Source organism: Streptomyces sp. NPDC032822, assembly GCF_055578825.1.
Genome location: NZ_JBVIOL010000011.1, coordinates 227,752 through 241,739, shown reverse-complemented (window position 1 = coordinate 241,739; position 13,988 = coordinate 227,752). Strand labels below are relative to the sequence as shown.

Annotated in this window: 12 protein-coding genes; 3 read left to right on the top strand and 9 right to left on the bottom strand. The window is 72.6% G+C overall.

Going from position 1 to position 13,988, the window contains the following annotated elements:
- Nucleotides 1-56 precede the first annotated feature (56 nt).
- Genes ACZ5VD_RS29470 through ACZ5VD_RS29455 form a run of 4 tightly spaced genes read right to left on the bottom strand, consistent with a single transcriptional unit; the run spans nt 57 to nt 3,977 of the window.
- Complete coding sequence (locus ACZ5VD_RS29470) at nt 57-1,124, bottom strand: ABC transporter ATP-binding protein (RefSeq protein WP_468683792.1); 1,068 nt, start codon at nt 1,122-1,124, stop codon at nt 57-59.
- On the bottom strand, nt 1,121-1,939 hold the full coding sequence (locus ACZ5VD_RS29465) for an ABC transporter permease (protein ID WP_468553410.1): 819 nt from the start codon (nt 1,937-1,939) through the stop codon (nt 1,121-1,123). The genes ACZ5VD_RS29470 and ACZ5VD_RS29465 overlap by 4 nt, the downstream gene beginning before the upstream one ends.
- Complete coding sequence (locus ACZ5VD_RS29460) at nt 1,927-2,823, bottom strand: ABC transporter permease (protein ID WP_468683791.1); 897 nt, start codon at nt 2,821-2,823, stop codon at nt 1,927-1,929. Before ACZ5VD_RS29460 ends, ACZ5VD_RS29465 begins: the two co-directional genes overlap by 13 nt.
- Nucleotides 2,820-3,977 carry an ABC transporter substrate-binding protein gene (locus tag ACZ5VD_RS29455; protein ID WP_468553412.1) on the bottom strand — a complete coding sequence of 386 codons (1,158 nt, stop codon included), beginning with the start codon at nt 3,975-3,977 and terminating at the stop codon, nt 2,820-2,822. The genes ACZ5VD_RS29460 and ACZ5VD_RS29455 overlap by 4 nt, the downstream gene beginning before the upstream one ends.
- A 277-nt stretch (nt 3,978-4,254) precedes the next feature.
- Between ACZ5VD_RS29455 and ACZ5VD_RS29450 the strand changes: the two genes are divergently transcribed.
- Nucleotides 4,255-4,995, top strand: a complete 741-nt coding sequence (locus ACZ5VD_RS29450) for a GntR family transcriptional regulator (RefSeq protein ID WP_468683790.1) — start codon at nt 4,255-4,257, stop codon at nt 4,993-4,995.
- An 11-nt stretch (nt 4,996-5,006) separates the two neighbouring features.
- On the top strand, nt 5,007-5,486 hold the full coding sequence (locus tag ACZ5VD_RS29445; RefSeq protein WP_468683789.1) for a hypothetical protein: 480 nt from the start codon (nt 5,007-5,009) through the stop codon (nt 5,484-5,486).
- Here ACZ5VD_RS29445 and ACZ5VD_RS29440 read toward each other — a convergent pair.
- The 4 genes from ACZ5VD_RS29440 to ACZ5VD_RS29425 all read right to left on the bottom strand — a co-directional run bounded on the left by ACZ5VD_RS29440 (nt 5,475) and on the right by ACZ5VD_RS29425 (nt 9,883).
- Nucleotides 5,475-5,927: an Lrp/AsnC family transcriptional regulator gene (locus ACZ5VD_RS29440; protein ID WP_019059706.1), complete on the bottom strand. Its 453-nt coding sequence runs from the start codon at nt 5,925-5,927 to the stop codon at nt 5,475-5,477. The genes ACZ5VD_RS29445 and ACZ5VD_RS29440 overlap by 12 nt on opposite strands.
- A gap of 10 nt (nt 5,928-5,937) precedes the next feature.
- Entirely contained in the window at nt 5,938-7,407 is a 1,470-nt protein-coding gene (locus ACZ5VD_RS29435) for an amino acid permease (protein WP_468553415.1), read from the bottom strand.
- Between the two features lie 419 nt (nt 7,408-7,826).
- Nucleotides 7,827-9,269, bottom strand: a complete 1,443-nt coding sequence (locus ACZ5VD_RS29430) for a GuaB1 family IMP dehydrogenase-related protein (protein ID WP_468553417.1) — start codon at nt 9,267-9,269, stop codon at nt 7,827-7,829.
- 131 nt (nt 9,270-9,400) lie between these two features.
- Nucleotides 9,401-9,883: a hypothetical protein gene (locus ACZ5VD_RS29425; RefSeq protein WP_468683788.1), complete on the bottom strand. Its 483-nt coding sequence runs from the start codon at nt 9,881-9,883 to the stop codon at nt 9,401-9,403.
- A gap of 159 nt (nt 9,884-10,042) precedes the next feature.
- On the opposite strand from ACZ5VD_RS29425, the gene ACZ5VD_RS29420 reads away from it, so the two are divergent.
- Nucleotides 10,043-11,866 (top strand): translation initiation factor 2, encoded by a 1,824-nt coding sequence (locus tag ACZ5VD_RS29420; RefSeq protein WP_468683787.1) that lies wholly within the window; start codon nt 10,043-10,045, stop codon nt 11,864-11,866.
- 15 nt (nt 11,867-11,881) lie between these two features.
- Here ACZ5VD_RS29420 and ACZ5VD_RS29415 read toward each other — a convergent pair whose 3' ends face one another.
- Nucleotides 11,882-13,891 carry a hypothetical protein gene (locus tag ACZ5VD_RS29415; RefSeq protein WP_468683786.1) on the bottom strand — a complete coding sequence of 670 codons (2,010 nt, stop codon included), beginning with the start codon at nt 13,889-13,891 and terminating at the stop codon, nt 11,882-11,884.
- Nucleotides 13,892-13,988 lie beyond the last annotated feature (97 nt).

The following is a 13,988-nucleotide window of genomic DNA, read 5'->3' as shown; positions in this document are numbered from 1 at the left end:
TTCGTGGGGGGGGTGTGGGGGTCGTGGAGGGGGAAGAGGGGCGGGCAGGTCCGGTGTCAGTGGGCGCGTTCCGCCACCAGCACCGGGCGCTCCGGCAGCGACACGCTCACCGCGGCACCGGCGCCGAGGGTGGTGGCCTCGTGGGTGGGCAGGTCGGCCTTCACCTCCGTGCCGTCGGGGAGCCGTACGGTGACGCGGGTGGCGGCGCCGAGGAACGCGGTGGCGACCACCCGCGCGTCCCCGTCGTCGTCGGCCCGCACCCGCACGGCCTCCGGCCGCACCAGCACATCGACCTCGGCCACCGGCGGCGCCTGTCCGTCGACCGGCAGCCGCTGCCCCAGCACCTCGACGACACCCTGGGAGAGCCGGCCCGGCACGCGGCTCATCGTGCCCACGAACTCGGCGACGAAGGCGGTGGCGGGACGGCCGTACAACTCGGCGGGGGCCGCGCACTGTTCGAGCCGGCCGGCATGCATCACGGCGACCCGGTCCGCCATGGACAGGGCCTCCTCCTGGTCGTGGGTGACGAACAGCGTGGTGATGCCGAGTTCCTGCTGGAGCCGCCGGATCTCCTCGCGGAGCGTGAGCCGCACCTTGGCGTCCAGCGCGGACAGCGGTTCGTCCAGGAGCAGGACCCGCGGGCGCAGGGCGAGGGCGCGGGCCAGGGCGACGCGCTGCTGCTGGCCGCCGGAGAGCTGGTGCGGGAACTGCCCGCCCTTGTCGGCGAGGCCGACCAGCTCCAGCAACTCGGCGGCCCGCGACCGCCGTTCGGCCGTGCGCACCTTGCGCATCCGCAGCCCGAAGGCCACGTTGTCGAGCGCGTTCAGATGCGGAAAGAGGCTGTACGACTGGAAGACCATCCCGGCGTCGCGGCGGTGGGCCGGAACGCGGGTGACGTCCTCGCCGTCGACCAGCACCTCGCCGGAGTCGGGGTGTTCGAACCCGGCGAGCATGCGCAGCGCGGTGGTCTTGCCGCAGCCCGACGGACCGAGCAGGGCGAGGAGTTCACCCGGCCGGACCGTGAGATCGAGGCCGTCCAGGGCGACGGTCGTACCGAACTCCCGTCGCAGGCCCCGGAACTCGACGGTCGCTGCCTTCGTCGCTGTCTTTTCGAGGACGGTCATGATTCACCCCGGGATGCGGTACGGGTACGCCCGCCGACACCGGCGAGCGCGAGGAGCAGGGCCCAGGTGACGAACAGGCTGAGCACGGACACGGCGACGGACAGCTGGGCCTGCGATCCGCCGATGCTGTAGATCCACACGGCGAACGGCTGGAAGCCGAGCAGCTGTGCCACGGTGAACTCGCCGAGGACCAGGGCCAGGGTGAGGAAGGAGGCGTTCAGCAGTGCGCCGCGCAGATTGGGCAGCACGGCCCGGACGAGCGCCTGCGGCCAGGACGCGCCGAGGCTGCGGGCGGCCTCGACGAGGGTGGGCACGTCGACGGCCCGGAGGCCCGCGTCCAGCGCCCGGTGCACGAACGGCAGGGCCATCACGACGTACGCGAGGACGAGCACGAACGGGAAGTCCGGGTTCTGGATGGCCACGAACGTCTGGAACAGCGGGGTCCGCGACAGGTGCTCGGGCCCCCACCTCAGGACCGTGGAGAGACCGGCCACGAAGGCGATCGGCGGGACCACCAGCGGGAGTTGGCAGACGATCTCGACGACCGGTCGCAGCCGGGGCGCGCCCAGCCTGAGCGCGACCATCGCGGGCACCATCAGCAGCAGGACGACCGCGATCGTCGCGACGGCGAGTTCCAGTGACAGCAGCAGACTGGAGACGAACCCGTCGGCGGAGACGATCTGCGTGTAGGCGTCGAAGGTGACGCCCTCCCCGGGCACGTCGACCGTGAAGATCACGGAGGCGGCCAGGGGCACCAGGAAGTACAGACCGGCGAGGCCGAAGACGCCCCACCGCCACAGGTTCAGGCGAGCCATCGCGCGCTCCGTCGTTGCAGGGGCAGGTACACCGCCATGACCAGCCCGGCGACGAGGACCATGTCGAGGCTCAGGGCGAGCGCCACGTTCTCCTGGCCGACCAGGACGTTGCCGGAGATGGCGTCGGCGATCTGCAGGGTGACCAGCGGCACCGAACTGCCCACCATGGCCGCCGCGGTGGCGTACGCGGCGAAGGCGCTGCCGAAGAGGAGGACCAGCCCGCCGAGGATCGACGGCAGCAGCACGGGCAGGGCGACGTGCCGCCAGTACTGGGCGGAGGTGGCGCCGTTGTTGCGTGCGGCCTCGCGCCACTGGGTGCGCAGCCCCTCCAGGGCCGGCGTGATGGTGAGCACCATCAGCGGGACGAGGAAGTACAGGTAGACGATCACCAGGCCCCAGAAGCTGTAGAGGTCCCAGCCCTTGTCGGCGAGGCCGAAGTACCGGGTCAGCACACCGGCGTTGCCGAGCGTGGCCACGAAGGCGAAGGCCAGCGGGACACCGCCGAAGTTGGCGAGGACCCCGGACGCGGTGAGCACGGCCTCGCGCAGCGCGCGGAAGCGGGAGGTCACGACGGCCTGCGCGAGCGGCAGCCCGAAGAGCGCCCCCAGCAGCGCGGTCACGGCGGACAGCTTCACACTCCCGACCAGGGCCGTCAGATACGCCCCCTGGAGCGAGGCCGTCAGATTCCCGGTTGTGTACGAAGTCGCCCCGGACGCCGGGTCCTTGGCCGTGAACGCGCCGTCGAGCATCGCCAGCGCGGGCAGCCCGAAGGAGACCGCGGTGAAGGCGAGGAGCGGAACCACCGCGAGCCAGCCGAGGGCAGGGCGCCGCCGCTTCACCGGAGCGGCGGTCGCCGTGTCGACGTGGGTGAGCGTGGCCGTCATCCGGAGACGGCCTCGGCCCAGCCCTGCCCGAGGACCGTCTTGGCCTTGGCCTGCTGCTCCTCGCTCGGGAAGGAGGGCGTTCCGGAGACCTCGGGCAGCCTGGCCGCGGCCGTCTTGTCGAGGGTGCCGGCCTTCTCCATGGCGGTCATCAGGGCCGGGCGGGCGTACCCCTTGAGCCACAGGTTCTGGCCCTCGGCGCTGTAGAGGTACTCCTGCCACAGGCGGGCCGCCGCCGGGTGCGGGGCGTCCTTGTTGACGGCCTGGGAGTAGTACTGGGAGAACTGGCCGTCGGTCGGCACCGCGACCTTCCAGTCGACGCCCTTGGACGTGAACTCGTCGGCGTAGCCGGCGTTGAGGTAGTCCCAGTCGATGCTGATCGGCGTCTCGCCCTTCTCGACGGTGGCCGGGGTGGACTCGACGGGCGTGTAGTTGCCGTTCTTCTTGAGCTTGGCGAAGAAGTCCAGGCCGGGCTGGATGTCGTCGAAGGAACCGCCGCTCGCGAGGGCCGCCGCGTAGACGCCGCCGAAGGCGGAGCCGGACTTGGTGGGGTTGCCGTTGAGGGCGACCTGCCCCTTGTACTGGGGCTTGAGCAGGTCCTTGAAGGTGGTGGGACAGGTCGTGACCCGCTTGGCGTCGCAGCCGATGGAGATGTAGCCGCCGTAGTCGTTGTACCAGAGGCCCTTCGCGTCCTTCTGCTCCTGCGGGATGTCGGCGAAGGCCGCCACCTTGTAGGGCGCGAGCAGCCCCTGCTGGGCGGCGCTGAGCGCGAAGGAGCTGCCCAGGTCGAGGACGTCGGGGGCGCGGCCCTGGCCCTTCCTCGACGTCACGGCGTTGATCTCGTCCTGGCTGGAGCCGTCCGGGTTCTCGACCTCGATCTTGATGCCGTACTTCTTCTCGAAGCCGTCGATGAGGGCACCGTAGTTGGCCCAGTCGCGGGGCAGCGCGATGGCGTTGAGCGTGCCCTCCTTCTTCGCCGCCTTCACCAGGGCGGCGAGACCGCCGAAGTCGGCGGCGGAGGTGGCGGTGGCGGCGCTCTTGCCGTCGGTGGTGCTCGACGCATTGTCGGGGGCGGCGCCACAGGCGCTCAGGGCGAGGGCGGCGACGACGGCGAGGGCGCCGCCGCGGACGGCTGTTCTCGGCAGGGACACGGTCACGACTTCTCCAGGGGACGCGCGAGGGTGCAGGAGCCAGGCAGAGAGAACGACGATCGAACGGGGACGATCGGGCGGAGACGATCAGACGAAGACACTCAGGCGGAGAGAACTTGTCTGAACAAGTTGGCCTCAGTACGCCCTCCCCCGGTGTCGCGCTCGTAAACACTGGCGAAACTCCGGCCCTCCAGTTCCTGGACATCTGCGACGGCTCCCGACCGCCGACGGAACTCGATTACGCTGGTCACGCTGTGCACAGCAACCGGAACAGAGGGGACGTATGGCGGCGCGACACGAGGAGATCGCCGACGAGCTGCGCCGGGCGATCGCCCGCGAGGAGTACACCGTCGGCAGTCTGCTGCCCGCCGAGACCGAGCTCGCGGCCCACTACGGCGTCTCGCGCGGCACCGTCCGCCAGGCCGTCGCGGCGCTCACCGCCGAGGGCCTCATCGGCTCCCGCCAGGGTGCCCGCCGCATGGTCCTGGCCAGCCGCCGCAACCAGAGCTTCACGGAACTGCGCAGCTTCGCCCAGTGGGCCCGCGCGATGGGCCGCGAGGCATCGGGCCGGGTGGTCGCCCAGGAGTACCGGGCGGCGACCGCCGAGGACGCGGTGCGCCTCCAACTACGCGAAAAGGCCAGGGTGTTGCACGTCCTGCGGGTGCGCGGCCTGGACGGCGAGCCGGTCCTCCTGGAGCGGACCGTGTACGCCGGCTGGATCGCCCCGGCCGTCGAGCCGATCGAGCCGGACTGCCCCTCCGTCACCCAGCGCCTCCTCGACGACACCGGCCTGGTCTTCGCCTACGGTGAGCACGTCATCGACGCGGTGGCGGCGGGCGCCCGGGACGCCGAACTGCTGGGCATCCGCCGGACCGGCCCGCTGCTGCGGGTGCGCCGGGTGACGACGACCCGCGAGGGGCGCCCGGTGGAGTGGTCGGACGACCGCTACCGCTCGGACGCTGTCAGCTTCAGCGTGCACAACTCGATCGGGAACAACGCGCTCGCCCGTAAACCGGCCGACTGAAGGAGCCTTCCATGAAGGTCACCGACCTGCCCCACGTCGACGAGCACACCACGGAGATCGGGGCGGAGGCCGACGCCGTCTGGCGCGGACTGGGCGAGGCGCTGGACGACTCGTTCGCGAGCGCCCGGTCGGCGGGGTACGCGCGCCTGGTCGGCTGCGCCGACCGCACCGCGGCCGGGCCCCGGCCGCTCGGCGGGGGCTCGACACTGCCCGGCTTCCGGGTGGTCTCCGTGGCCCCGGGCCGGGAGCTGGTCCTGACCGGACGCCATCACTTCTCGACGTACGCCCTGGTCTTCCGCCTGGACCGGGCCGGCCCGGGACGCACCCGGCTGCGGGCCGAGACCCGGGCCAGGTTCCCCGGCCCGCTCGGCGCCCTCTACCGGCTGCTCGTCATCGGCACGGGCGGGCACGCGGTCGGCGTACGACGGCTGCTGGCGGGCGTCCGACACCGGACGGAGGCGAGCGGCCGGCGTGAGGTGCTAGGTGGGTGAGCCCGAGGAGAAGCGGCGCAGCAGCGGCGACAGGACCAGGACCGACTTGGTCCGCTCCACGAAGGGCTCCCCGGCGATCCGTTCCAGGACCCGTTCGAAGTGCCGCATGTCGGCGGCGAAGACCTGGACGACGGCGTCCGCGTCACCGGTGACGGTCGAGGCGGCGACGACCTCCTGGTAGCGCTCCAGGCCTCGTCGGATGGTGTCCGGCGAGGTGTTGTGCCGGCAGTAGATCTCGACGAACCCCTCGGTCTCCCAGCCGAGGGCCGACGGGTCCACCCGCACGGTGAAGCCGGTGATGGCCCCGGTGGCACGCAGCCGGTCCACGCGCCGCTTCACGGCGGGCGCGGACAGGCCGACCAGTTGCCCGATGTCCGCGAAGGAACGTCGGGCGTCCTCGGCGAGGGCGTGCACGATGCGTTCGTCGAGTTCGTTCAGCACTGCGGGTGGTTCACTTCGCTTCAGGTGGGGCAAGACGGGAGCGGCGATGGCCGTATACGAAGTAGAACACGAGCCCGACGGCCATCCAGACCCCGAAGACCACCCAGGTGACGGCCGACAGGCTGCCCATCATCCAGAGGCACAGGGCGAGGCCCACGGCGGGCAGGACCGGTGACAACGGCACCCGGAAGGTACGGGGCATCTCCGGACGGGTCCGGCGCAGCAGCACAACCGCGATGTTGACCAGCGCGAAGGCGAAGAGGGTGCCGATGCTGGTGGCGTCGGCGAGCTGACCGAGCGGCACGGCGGCGGCCAGCACCCCGCAGAACAGGGACACGATCACCGTGTTGGCGCGCGGCGCGCCGGTCCTGGGGTGGACACGGCCGAACACCTTGGGCATGAGCCCGTCCCGGGACATCGCGAAGAGGATGCGGGTCTGGCCGTAGAGGACGGTCAGGACGACGCTCGCGATGGCGATGACCGCGCAGAAGGCCAGCAGCGTGCCCCAGAAGGTCTGCCCGGTGACCTCGCGCATGATCTGGGCGAGCGCGGCCTCGGAGTCGGTGAACCGCTGCCAGGGCTTCGCACCGACCGCGACGGCCGCCACCAGGACGTACAGCGCGGTCACGATGACCAGCGAGAGCATGATCGCGCGGGGCAGGTCGCGCTGTGCGTTCTTCGCCTCCTCGCCGGCGGTGGAGGCGGCGTCGAAGCCGATGTACGAGAAGAAGAGCGTCGCCCCGGCCGCGCTGACCCCGGCCATGCCGAGCGGCATGAAGTTCTCGTAGTTCCCGGAGCGGAAGCCCTGGACGCCGATCGCGCAGAACAGGACCAGCGCGGCGATCTTCACGACGACCATGACGGTGTTGGCGCGCGCGGACTCCTTCGCGCCGCCCAGCAGGAACGCCATCGCCAGCAGGACGACGATCAGCGCCGGCAGGTTGAAGACACCGCCGTCGCCGGGCGGGGCGGACAGCGCGGCGGGGAGGGTGACGCCGATGGTCCCGTCGAGCAGTTCGTTCAGGTACTCGCCCCAGCCGACGGCGACGGCGGCCACCGAGACGCCGTACTCCAGGACCAGACACCAGCCGCAGATCCACGCGACCAGTTCGCCCATGGTCGCGTACGCGTACGAGTACGAGGAGCCGGCGACCGGGATGGTGCCCGCGAGTTCGGCGTAGGACAGGGCCGAGAAGAGCGCGGTGAGGCCGGCGATCACGAACGACAGGGTGACGGCTGGGCCCGCCTTGGGGACGGCCTCGCCGAGGACGACGAAGATGCCGGTGCCGAGGGTGGCACCGATGCTGATCATGGTCAGCTGCCACAGGCCGAGGGAGCGGCGCAGACTGCCGCCCTCGCCCTGGCCGCCCTCCGCGACCAGGCGTTCCACCGGCTTGCGACGCATCAGACGCGCACCGAGCCCCGGGGACGAGGACCCGTTCCGGGTGCGCTGTTGCGGGGATGCGCCTTGGTCGAGCACGCGCTGACTCCTTCGTCGCTGCCTTGAGGGCGGCGGGGACCGGCGGCACCCCCGCGCGAGCGGGAACCCACCGAGCGGGGTCCCCGCCACGCCATGTACCGCGCATGACCCTACGAGCTGGGCCATCGCGGTCGTAATGCGGCAACCTTGCGCGTCTCCGCAAGTTCGTTGCGTTCATCGGAGGTGGGCGGGTGTTCGTTGCGCGGGGCTCAGGGGTGTTGCGTACGTGCGGCTCGGAGCAGGCCTTTGACCCGGAACACGCAGGCGTCGGCCCGGCGGAGCCTCTCGGGCACCCTCCACCCAGTCCGTTGCTCTCCGGGCATCCGGCCGCGCGGCCGGACCTGCGTACGACCCCCGAATTTCCCGGCGGGTGGGCCAACGGGGGCCGTACGCGAGGGAGTCGCCCCGCTCGGAGTCGCTCAGCTCCAGCTGGCGTGCAGGGGCTTGCCCTCGGCGTAGCCGGCCGCGCTCTGGATGCCGACGACGGCCTTCTCGGCGAACTCCTCCAGGGAACCGGCGCCGGCGTAGGTGCAGGAGGAGCGGACGCCCGCGATGATCTCGTCGATCAGGTCCTCGACGCCCGGGCGGGCCCGGTCGAGGTACATGCGGGAGGTGGAGATGCCCTCCTCGAACAGCGCCTTGCGGGCGCGGTCGTAGGCCGACTCCTCGGACGTGCGGTTGGCCACGGCCCGCGCGGACGCCATGCCGAACGACTCCTTGTACAGGCGCCCGTCGGCGTCCTGCTGGAGGTCGCCCGGCGACTCGTAGGTACCGGCGAACCAGGAGCCGATCATCACGTTGGACGCACCGGCCGCGAGCGCCATGGCCACATCGCGCGGGTGGCGGACACCGCCGTCGGCCCACACGTGCTTGCCGTACTTCTTCGCCTCGGCGGCGCACTCCAGGACGGCGGAGAACTGCGGCCGGCCGACGCCGGTCATCATGCGGGTGGTGCACATCGCGCCGGGTCCGACACCGACCTTGATGATGTCCGCGCCCGCCTCGACGAGGTCGCGCACCCCCTGAGCGGCGACGATGTTGCCGGCCACGATCGGCACCCGCGGGTCGAGGGCGCGCACCACCCTGATCGCGCTGATCATCGACTCCTGGTGGCCGTGCGCGGTGTCGATGACGAGGGTGTCGACGCCCGCGTCGAGGAGCTGCTTGGCCTTGCCCGCGACATCGCCGTTGATGCCGACGGCGGCGGCGATCCGCAGCCGGCCCTGCGCGTCCACGGCCGGCGTGTACAGCGTGGCGCGCAGGGCGCCCTTGCGGGTGAGGATGCCGGCGAGACGGCCGTCCTTGTCGACGGCGGGGGCGTAGCGGCGGTTGGCCGCGTCGAGGCGGTTGAAGGCCTCGCGCGGGTCGATGTCCGCGTCGAGCAGCAGCAGGTCCTTGGACATGACCACTTCGAGCTGGGTGAAGCGGTCCACGCCGGTGAGGTCCCGGTCGGTGACGACCCCGACGGGCCGCCGTTCCTCGTCGACGACCACACCGGCGTTGTGGGCGCGCTTGGGCAGCAGGGCCAGGGCGTCGGCGACGGTCTGGTGCGGGGCCAGCACGATCGGCGTGTCCAGGACGTGGTGGCGGCTCTTCACCCAGGAGACGACGTCGGTGACGACCTCGATCGGGATGTCCTGCGGGATGACGACCAGTCCGCCGCGCCGGGCCATCGTCTCGGCCATGCGGCGCCCGGCGATGGCGGTCATGTTGGCGACGACCAGCGGGATGGTGGTGCCCGTGCCGTCCGGGGCGCCGAGGTCGACGTCCTGTCGCGAGCCGACCGCGCTGCGGCTCGGCACCATGAACACGTCGTCGTACGTCAGGTCGTACGGGGGCTGGATGTCATTGAGGAAACGCACGTGCTGCACATCCCAGTCGATCAGAGGTGGCCCCCGGACAGGTCAGCCAGGGGGAAGAGCACGTACCTCATTGTCCCATGTCGGCCGGAACGCGCTGCCCGGACGAATCGTCCAGGCAGGTCAGGGGCACCTTAGGAGGAACCTCCAAGGCCATCCCTCCCGGGACCGCCCCAGACTCCCGTCCCCCTCTCCAACGTTCCCCGCGCCACCTCGATGAACTCCCTCCGGGCGGCGTCGAGTTCACCGGGGGACGGGTGACCGCGCAGCAGCTCCATCAGTGCCTGCGCCGCGTCGGCGGGTCCCGCCGGGCCCTCCAGGAGTACGACGCCGTGGGCCCGCTCCAGGTCCGGGCGGTCACCCGGCTGCCCCTCCCCCGTCCGCCGGGTGACGATCACCGCGTTCGCCGCCTGCAGGAACCCGACGTAGGCCGTACGGCGCTGGGCGTGCACCCGGGCCGCACGCTGCTCGTCGAGCGTCAGCCGCATGGCGTGCTCGGCGGCGGCCGCCTGCCGTTCCCCGGCCGCGCGGGTCGAACGCCCCGTGATCAGACTGCCGACGAGCGCGGACCCGGCGCCGATGACAGCCGCGGACAGCACAGTGAGCCACTCGTTCATGCAGCGCATTCTGCATGGCCCCATGACAGGGACGGCCGCCGGTACCGGCCACCCTCGCGGGTACCATCGCATCGCCGCCCGCGACGGACCGGCACACCGGCACCGATCTGCGGAAACTCCGAACACAGCAGGCACACGGCACATAGACTGGACGAACACTTGCATGACGGGCGACGGGCGACGGGCGACGGGCGACGGGCGACGGGCGACGGGCGACGGGCGACGGGCGACGGGCGACGGGCGACGGGCGACGGGCGACGGGCGGTTCTCTTCGCGGCCCGCTCGCAGAACGCGCTGCACCGGCTGCTCGACACACTCCCGGTCTTCGCGGGTGACCACCGTCTCGACCGCTTCTTCACCCTCGTCCCCGGCTCCGACTTCTCCGCAGACGCCTTCACCGCGATAGAACGAGCCGGCGCACACACCCTCCCCTGGGCCCACGCCACCGCCCGCCGCTTCGCACTGGTCCTCGCCGCCGGCCCCAAGGGCGACCTCCAGGCCCTGCACGGCCCCCGCGCCCTGCTCCCGCACGGCGCCGGATTCAACAAGTCGCTCCCCGACGAGGGCACCGACGACTCCGCGTCCGGACTCGACCCGGCCCACCTGCTCCGGCCCGACGGCACCCCCCTCGCCGACCTGTACGCGCTCGCCCACCCCAGCCAGGTGTCCCGCCTGTCCTTGGTCAGCCCGCGGGCGGCAGCCCGCTCCGCGGTCGTCGGCGACCCGCTCCTGGAACGCCTCCTCGACTCCGCCGGCCGACGGGACGGCTACCGGACCGCCCTGCGCACCGGCACCCGTGCCCTGGTCGTGCTCGCCTCCACCTGGGGGCGCGAATCCCTGCTCCGCCGCCGCCCCACCCTCCCCGCCGACCTGGCCGCCGCCCTGCCCCACGACGAGTACCAGCTCGCCCTGGTCCTGCACCCCAACGAGCGCGTCCGGCTGGGCGACTTCGAACTCGAACAACACCTCGCCCCGGCGCGCGACGCCGGTCTCCTCCTCCCACAGGCGTACGAGGAATGGGCCACGGTCATGATCGCCGCGGACGCCGTGATCACCGACCACGGCTCGGCGGCCCTTTACGCGGCGGCCCTCGACCGCCCCGTGCTCGCCGCCTACGACGGCGGCTCCGAGCTGCTCCCGGACAGCCCCATGGCCACCCTGCTGAGCCACGCCCCGCGCCTCACCGCACTCACCGCCCTCACCCGCGAACGCTCCGACGAGCACGACGACCGCGTAGACCGTGAAGACCCCGGTGGTATCGCCGCGGCGATACGCGAACACCGCCCCGGCAGCACACGCGCCCTCACCGACTCCGTGTTCGCCGAGCGCGGCCACGCCCTGGAGCGGCTGCGCGCGGAGCTGTACGCACTCATCGGCGTCGAGCCACCCACCGCGCCCGTCGTCCCCCGGCTGCTCCCCGACCCGGCACCGGCGCCCGTCACGCCGTACGCCTTCGCGGTCCGCGTCCGGCACGGAGCCGGAGGGCTCGTCCAAGTGGCGCGCCACTGCGCCCACTTCGAGCCGACGGCCCCCGTCCACCACCTCGCGGCCGAGGTGGGCAGCGCGAGCGTGCGGCACACGCAGGGTGCCGCCCTCCTCTACGGCAGGACGGGGCCGGCCGGCGCGCACGGCGTCGGGGTGGTGCGCACGGCGGCCGACTGGACCACCCGGGTCCTCGCGGACCACCCCGGAGGACGCCGAACCGCCGCGGTCGTCGTGTCCGACACCCACTGCCTGGTCCGCACCCGCTCGGGTCCGCTGCTGTCCGTGCGCATCGCCCCCTGCCGGGAGGCGGACGGGCTCGCGTACGCCGATCCGACAGCGGTGCTCTCCGCCGTGCACGCCGCGCTCGTCGCGAAGCGGCCCGACTCCGAGCCCGACCTCGACCCCGCGCCCACGGCCCTCACCTGCGCGATCGGCACCCGCACCTTCGCCGTACGGCTGTCCCCCGCGAGCCCGGACGAGACCGCGCTGTCCGTCTGAGCCGCCGTGTCGAGGTCACTCCAGGCCGGAACGCTCCCGGACCGCCCGGGAGGCCGCCCGGTGCTCCTCGGCCTCGGTGTCGCGGCCCTGCGCCTCGGCCAGCTCGGCGAGCGCGTCCAGGACCCGGGTCTCGTCCCTTGAGCCGCCCCGCCCGCGCGCTCCGGCCAGGGCGGCCAGGTAGGACGCCCGTGCCTCGTCCGCCCGGCCGAGCCGCGCCAGGACCCCGCCCAGCGCGAACTCCGCACGCGAGGTGAGCCGGACCCGGTCGCCGTCCGCGAACTCCGCCCGCGCCCGCTCCAGCAGCTCGGCCGCCCGCTCCCACTCCCCCACATGCGCGAGGGCTTCACCCAGCCGGTAGGTCTGGAGCGTGACGCCGTACGCGTTTCCGATCGCCTCGTGCACGGCGCGCGCCCCCGAGAAGTCGGTCGCCGCACCCGCCCAGTCCCCCCGCATCCCGCGGAGCATCCCGCGGAACTCCCGGGCCGACGCGGCGAGTCTGCGCTCCTGTGGGGAGTCGCCGAACGCGGCCTCCACGGTCCGCATCGCCTGGGTCAGTTCGCGGTCCGCCGTTTCCAACTCCCCCTGCTCCCACAGGGGTCGGGCGAGCTGGCAGCGCAGCCGGACGGTGGCCCGGACGTCACCGGCGCGCAGGCCGGCGGCCACGCCCGCGCGGAAGGCGTCGATGTGGTCGGCGTAGTGCGGATGATCCAGGAAGTGGGTCCAGAGGGGCTCGCAGAGCGCCCACGCCTCGTAGGTGCCCCACTCTCCCTCCAGGCCCGCCGTGTCGGCGATGCGGACACAGGCGAACAGCGCGTGCCGCTCGGCCTCCAGCCACTGGTAGGCCCGCCGCTTGGCGATCTGCGGAGCGTCGCCGGCCCGCTCGAACAGCACGTCGAGCGTGCCGGGCAACTGCGGCACGTCGGCGGCGAGTTTGAGCCGGGGGCCCGCGGCGAGCAGGTCGGCACGCTGCGCCTGGCGCAGATACCAGTGGACGATCCGCCGTCGGGCCTCGCCCCGTTCGGCCTCGTCGCCGTCGGCCCGGGCCCGTCGCCGGGCGTGGGCCCGCAGCAGCGCGGGCAGGCGCGCGCGACCGTCCTCCGTGGTCCTGTCGTCCAGCAGCCCGGCGCCGCGCAGTTCGTCCAGCGCGTCCTCGGCGGTGTCGGCGCCCCGGCCGAGCAGCGCGTCCACGGCGGCCGAGGTGAAGGACGGGCCGGGGAAGTCGGCGAGCAGCCGGTAGAGCCGGGCACCCTCGGCGCTCAGGCCGCGGTAGGCCGCGTCCCACACCCGTTCCACCATCGGGATGCCGCTGTCGTGCAGTTCGGCCGTGAGCGGGCCGAGCAGACGAGGCAGCGGGCGCCGCGGATGGCGGCGCAGCCAGTGGCCGGCCACGTGCAGCGCGGCGGGCAGCCCCGCGCACAGCCGCAGCAGCCTGCGGGTCTCCTCCGGCTCGGCCGCGAGGCGCGCATCGCGCGTCACCCGCTCCAGCAGGTCCAGCGCGTGGTCCTCCGCCAGCGGATCCAGGGGCAGTTCGACGGCGGCTCCGGCCTGGAGGTCGTAGAGCGGTCCGTGGCTGGTGACGACGACCAGGCTGTCCCCGGAGTTGGGCAGGAGTGGTTCGGCCTCGGTGCCGAAGCGGGCGTTGTCGATGACGACGACGAGCCGCTTGTCGTGGGTCAACGACCAGTACTGGCGCGCCCGTTCCTTGAGGACCGGCGCGATCCACTCCGCCTTCAGGGCCCTCAGCAGGTCGCCCAGGACGTCGGCGACGTCCACGCCGCCGTCCTCACGCCGCAGGTCGTCGAGATCGACGTACAGCACACCGTCCGGGTAACGCTCCCCGACCGCGCGGGCCAGCCGGAAGGCCAGCTCCGTCTTGCCGGTGCCGCCGTGTCCGCTCAGCGCGAAGCACAGCGGGCGGGCGCCGGACGGCCGGTCGCGCTGTTCCTCGACGGCCCGAAGAACCCGCTCCTGCACCTCGTCACGGTCCACGAAGTGGGCCGGCTCCGGCGGAATCTGGTACACCATGCGTCGCTCTGCCCCGTTCGCCCCGCTACCCGACAGGATTCGGCACGAGCCTATCCGCGGAGGAGAGTTGATGGCTCATCAGCGGACCGCGGGTACG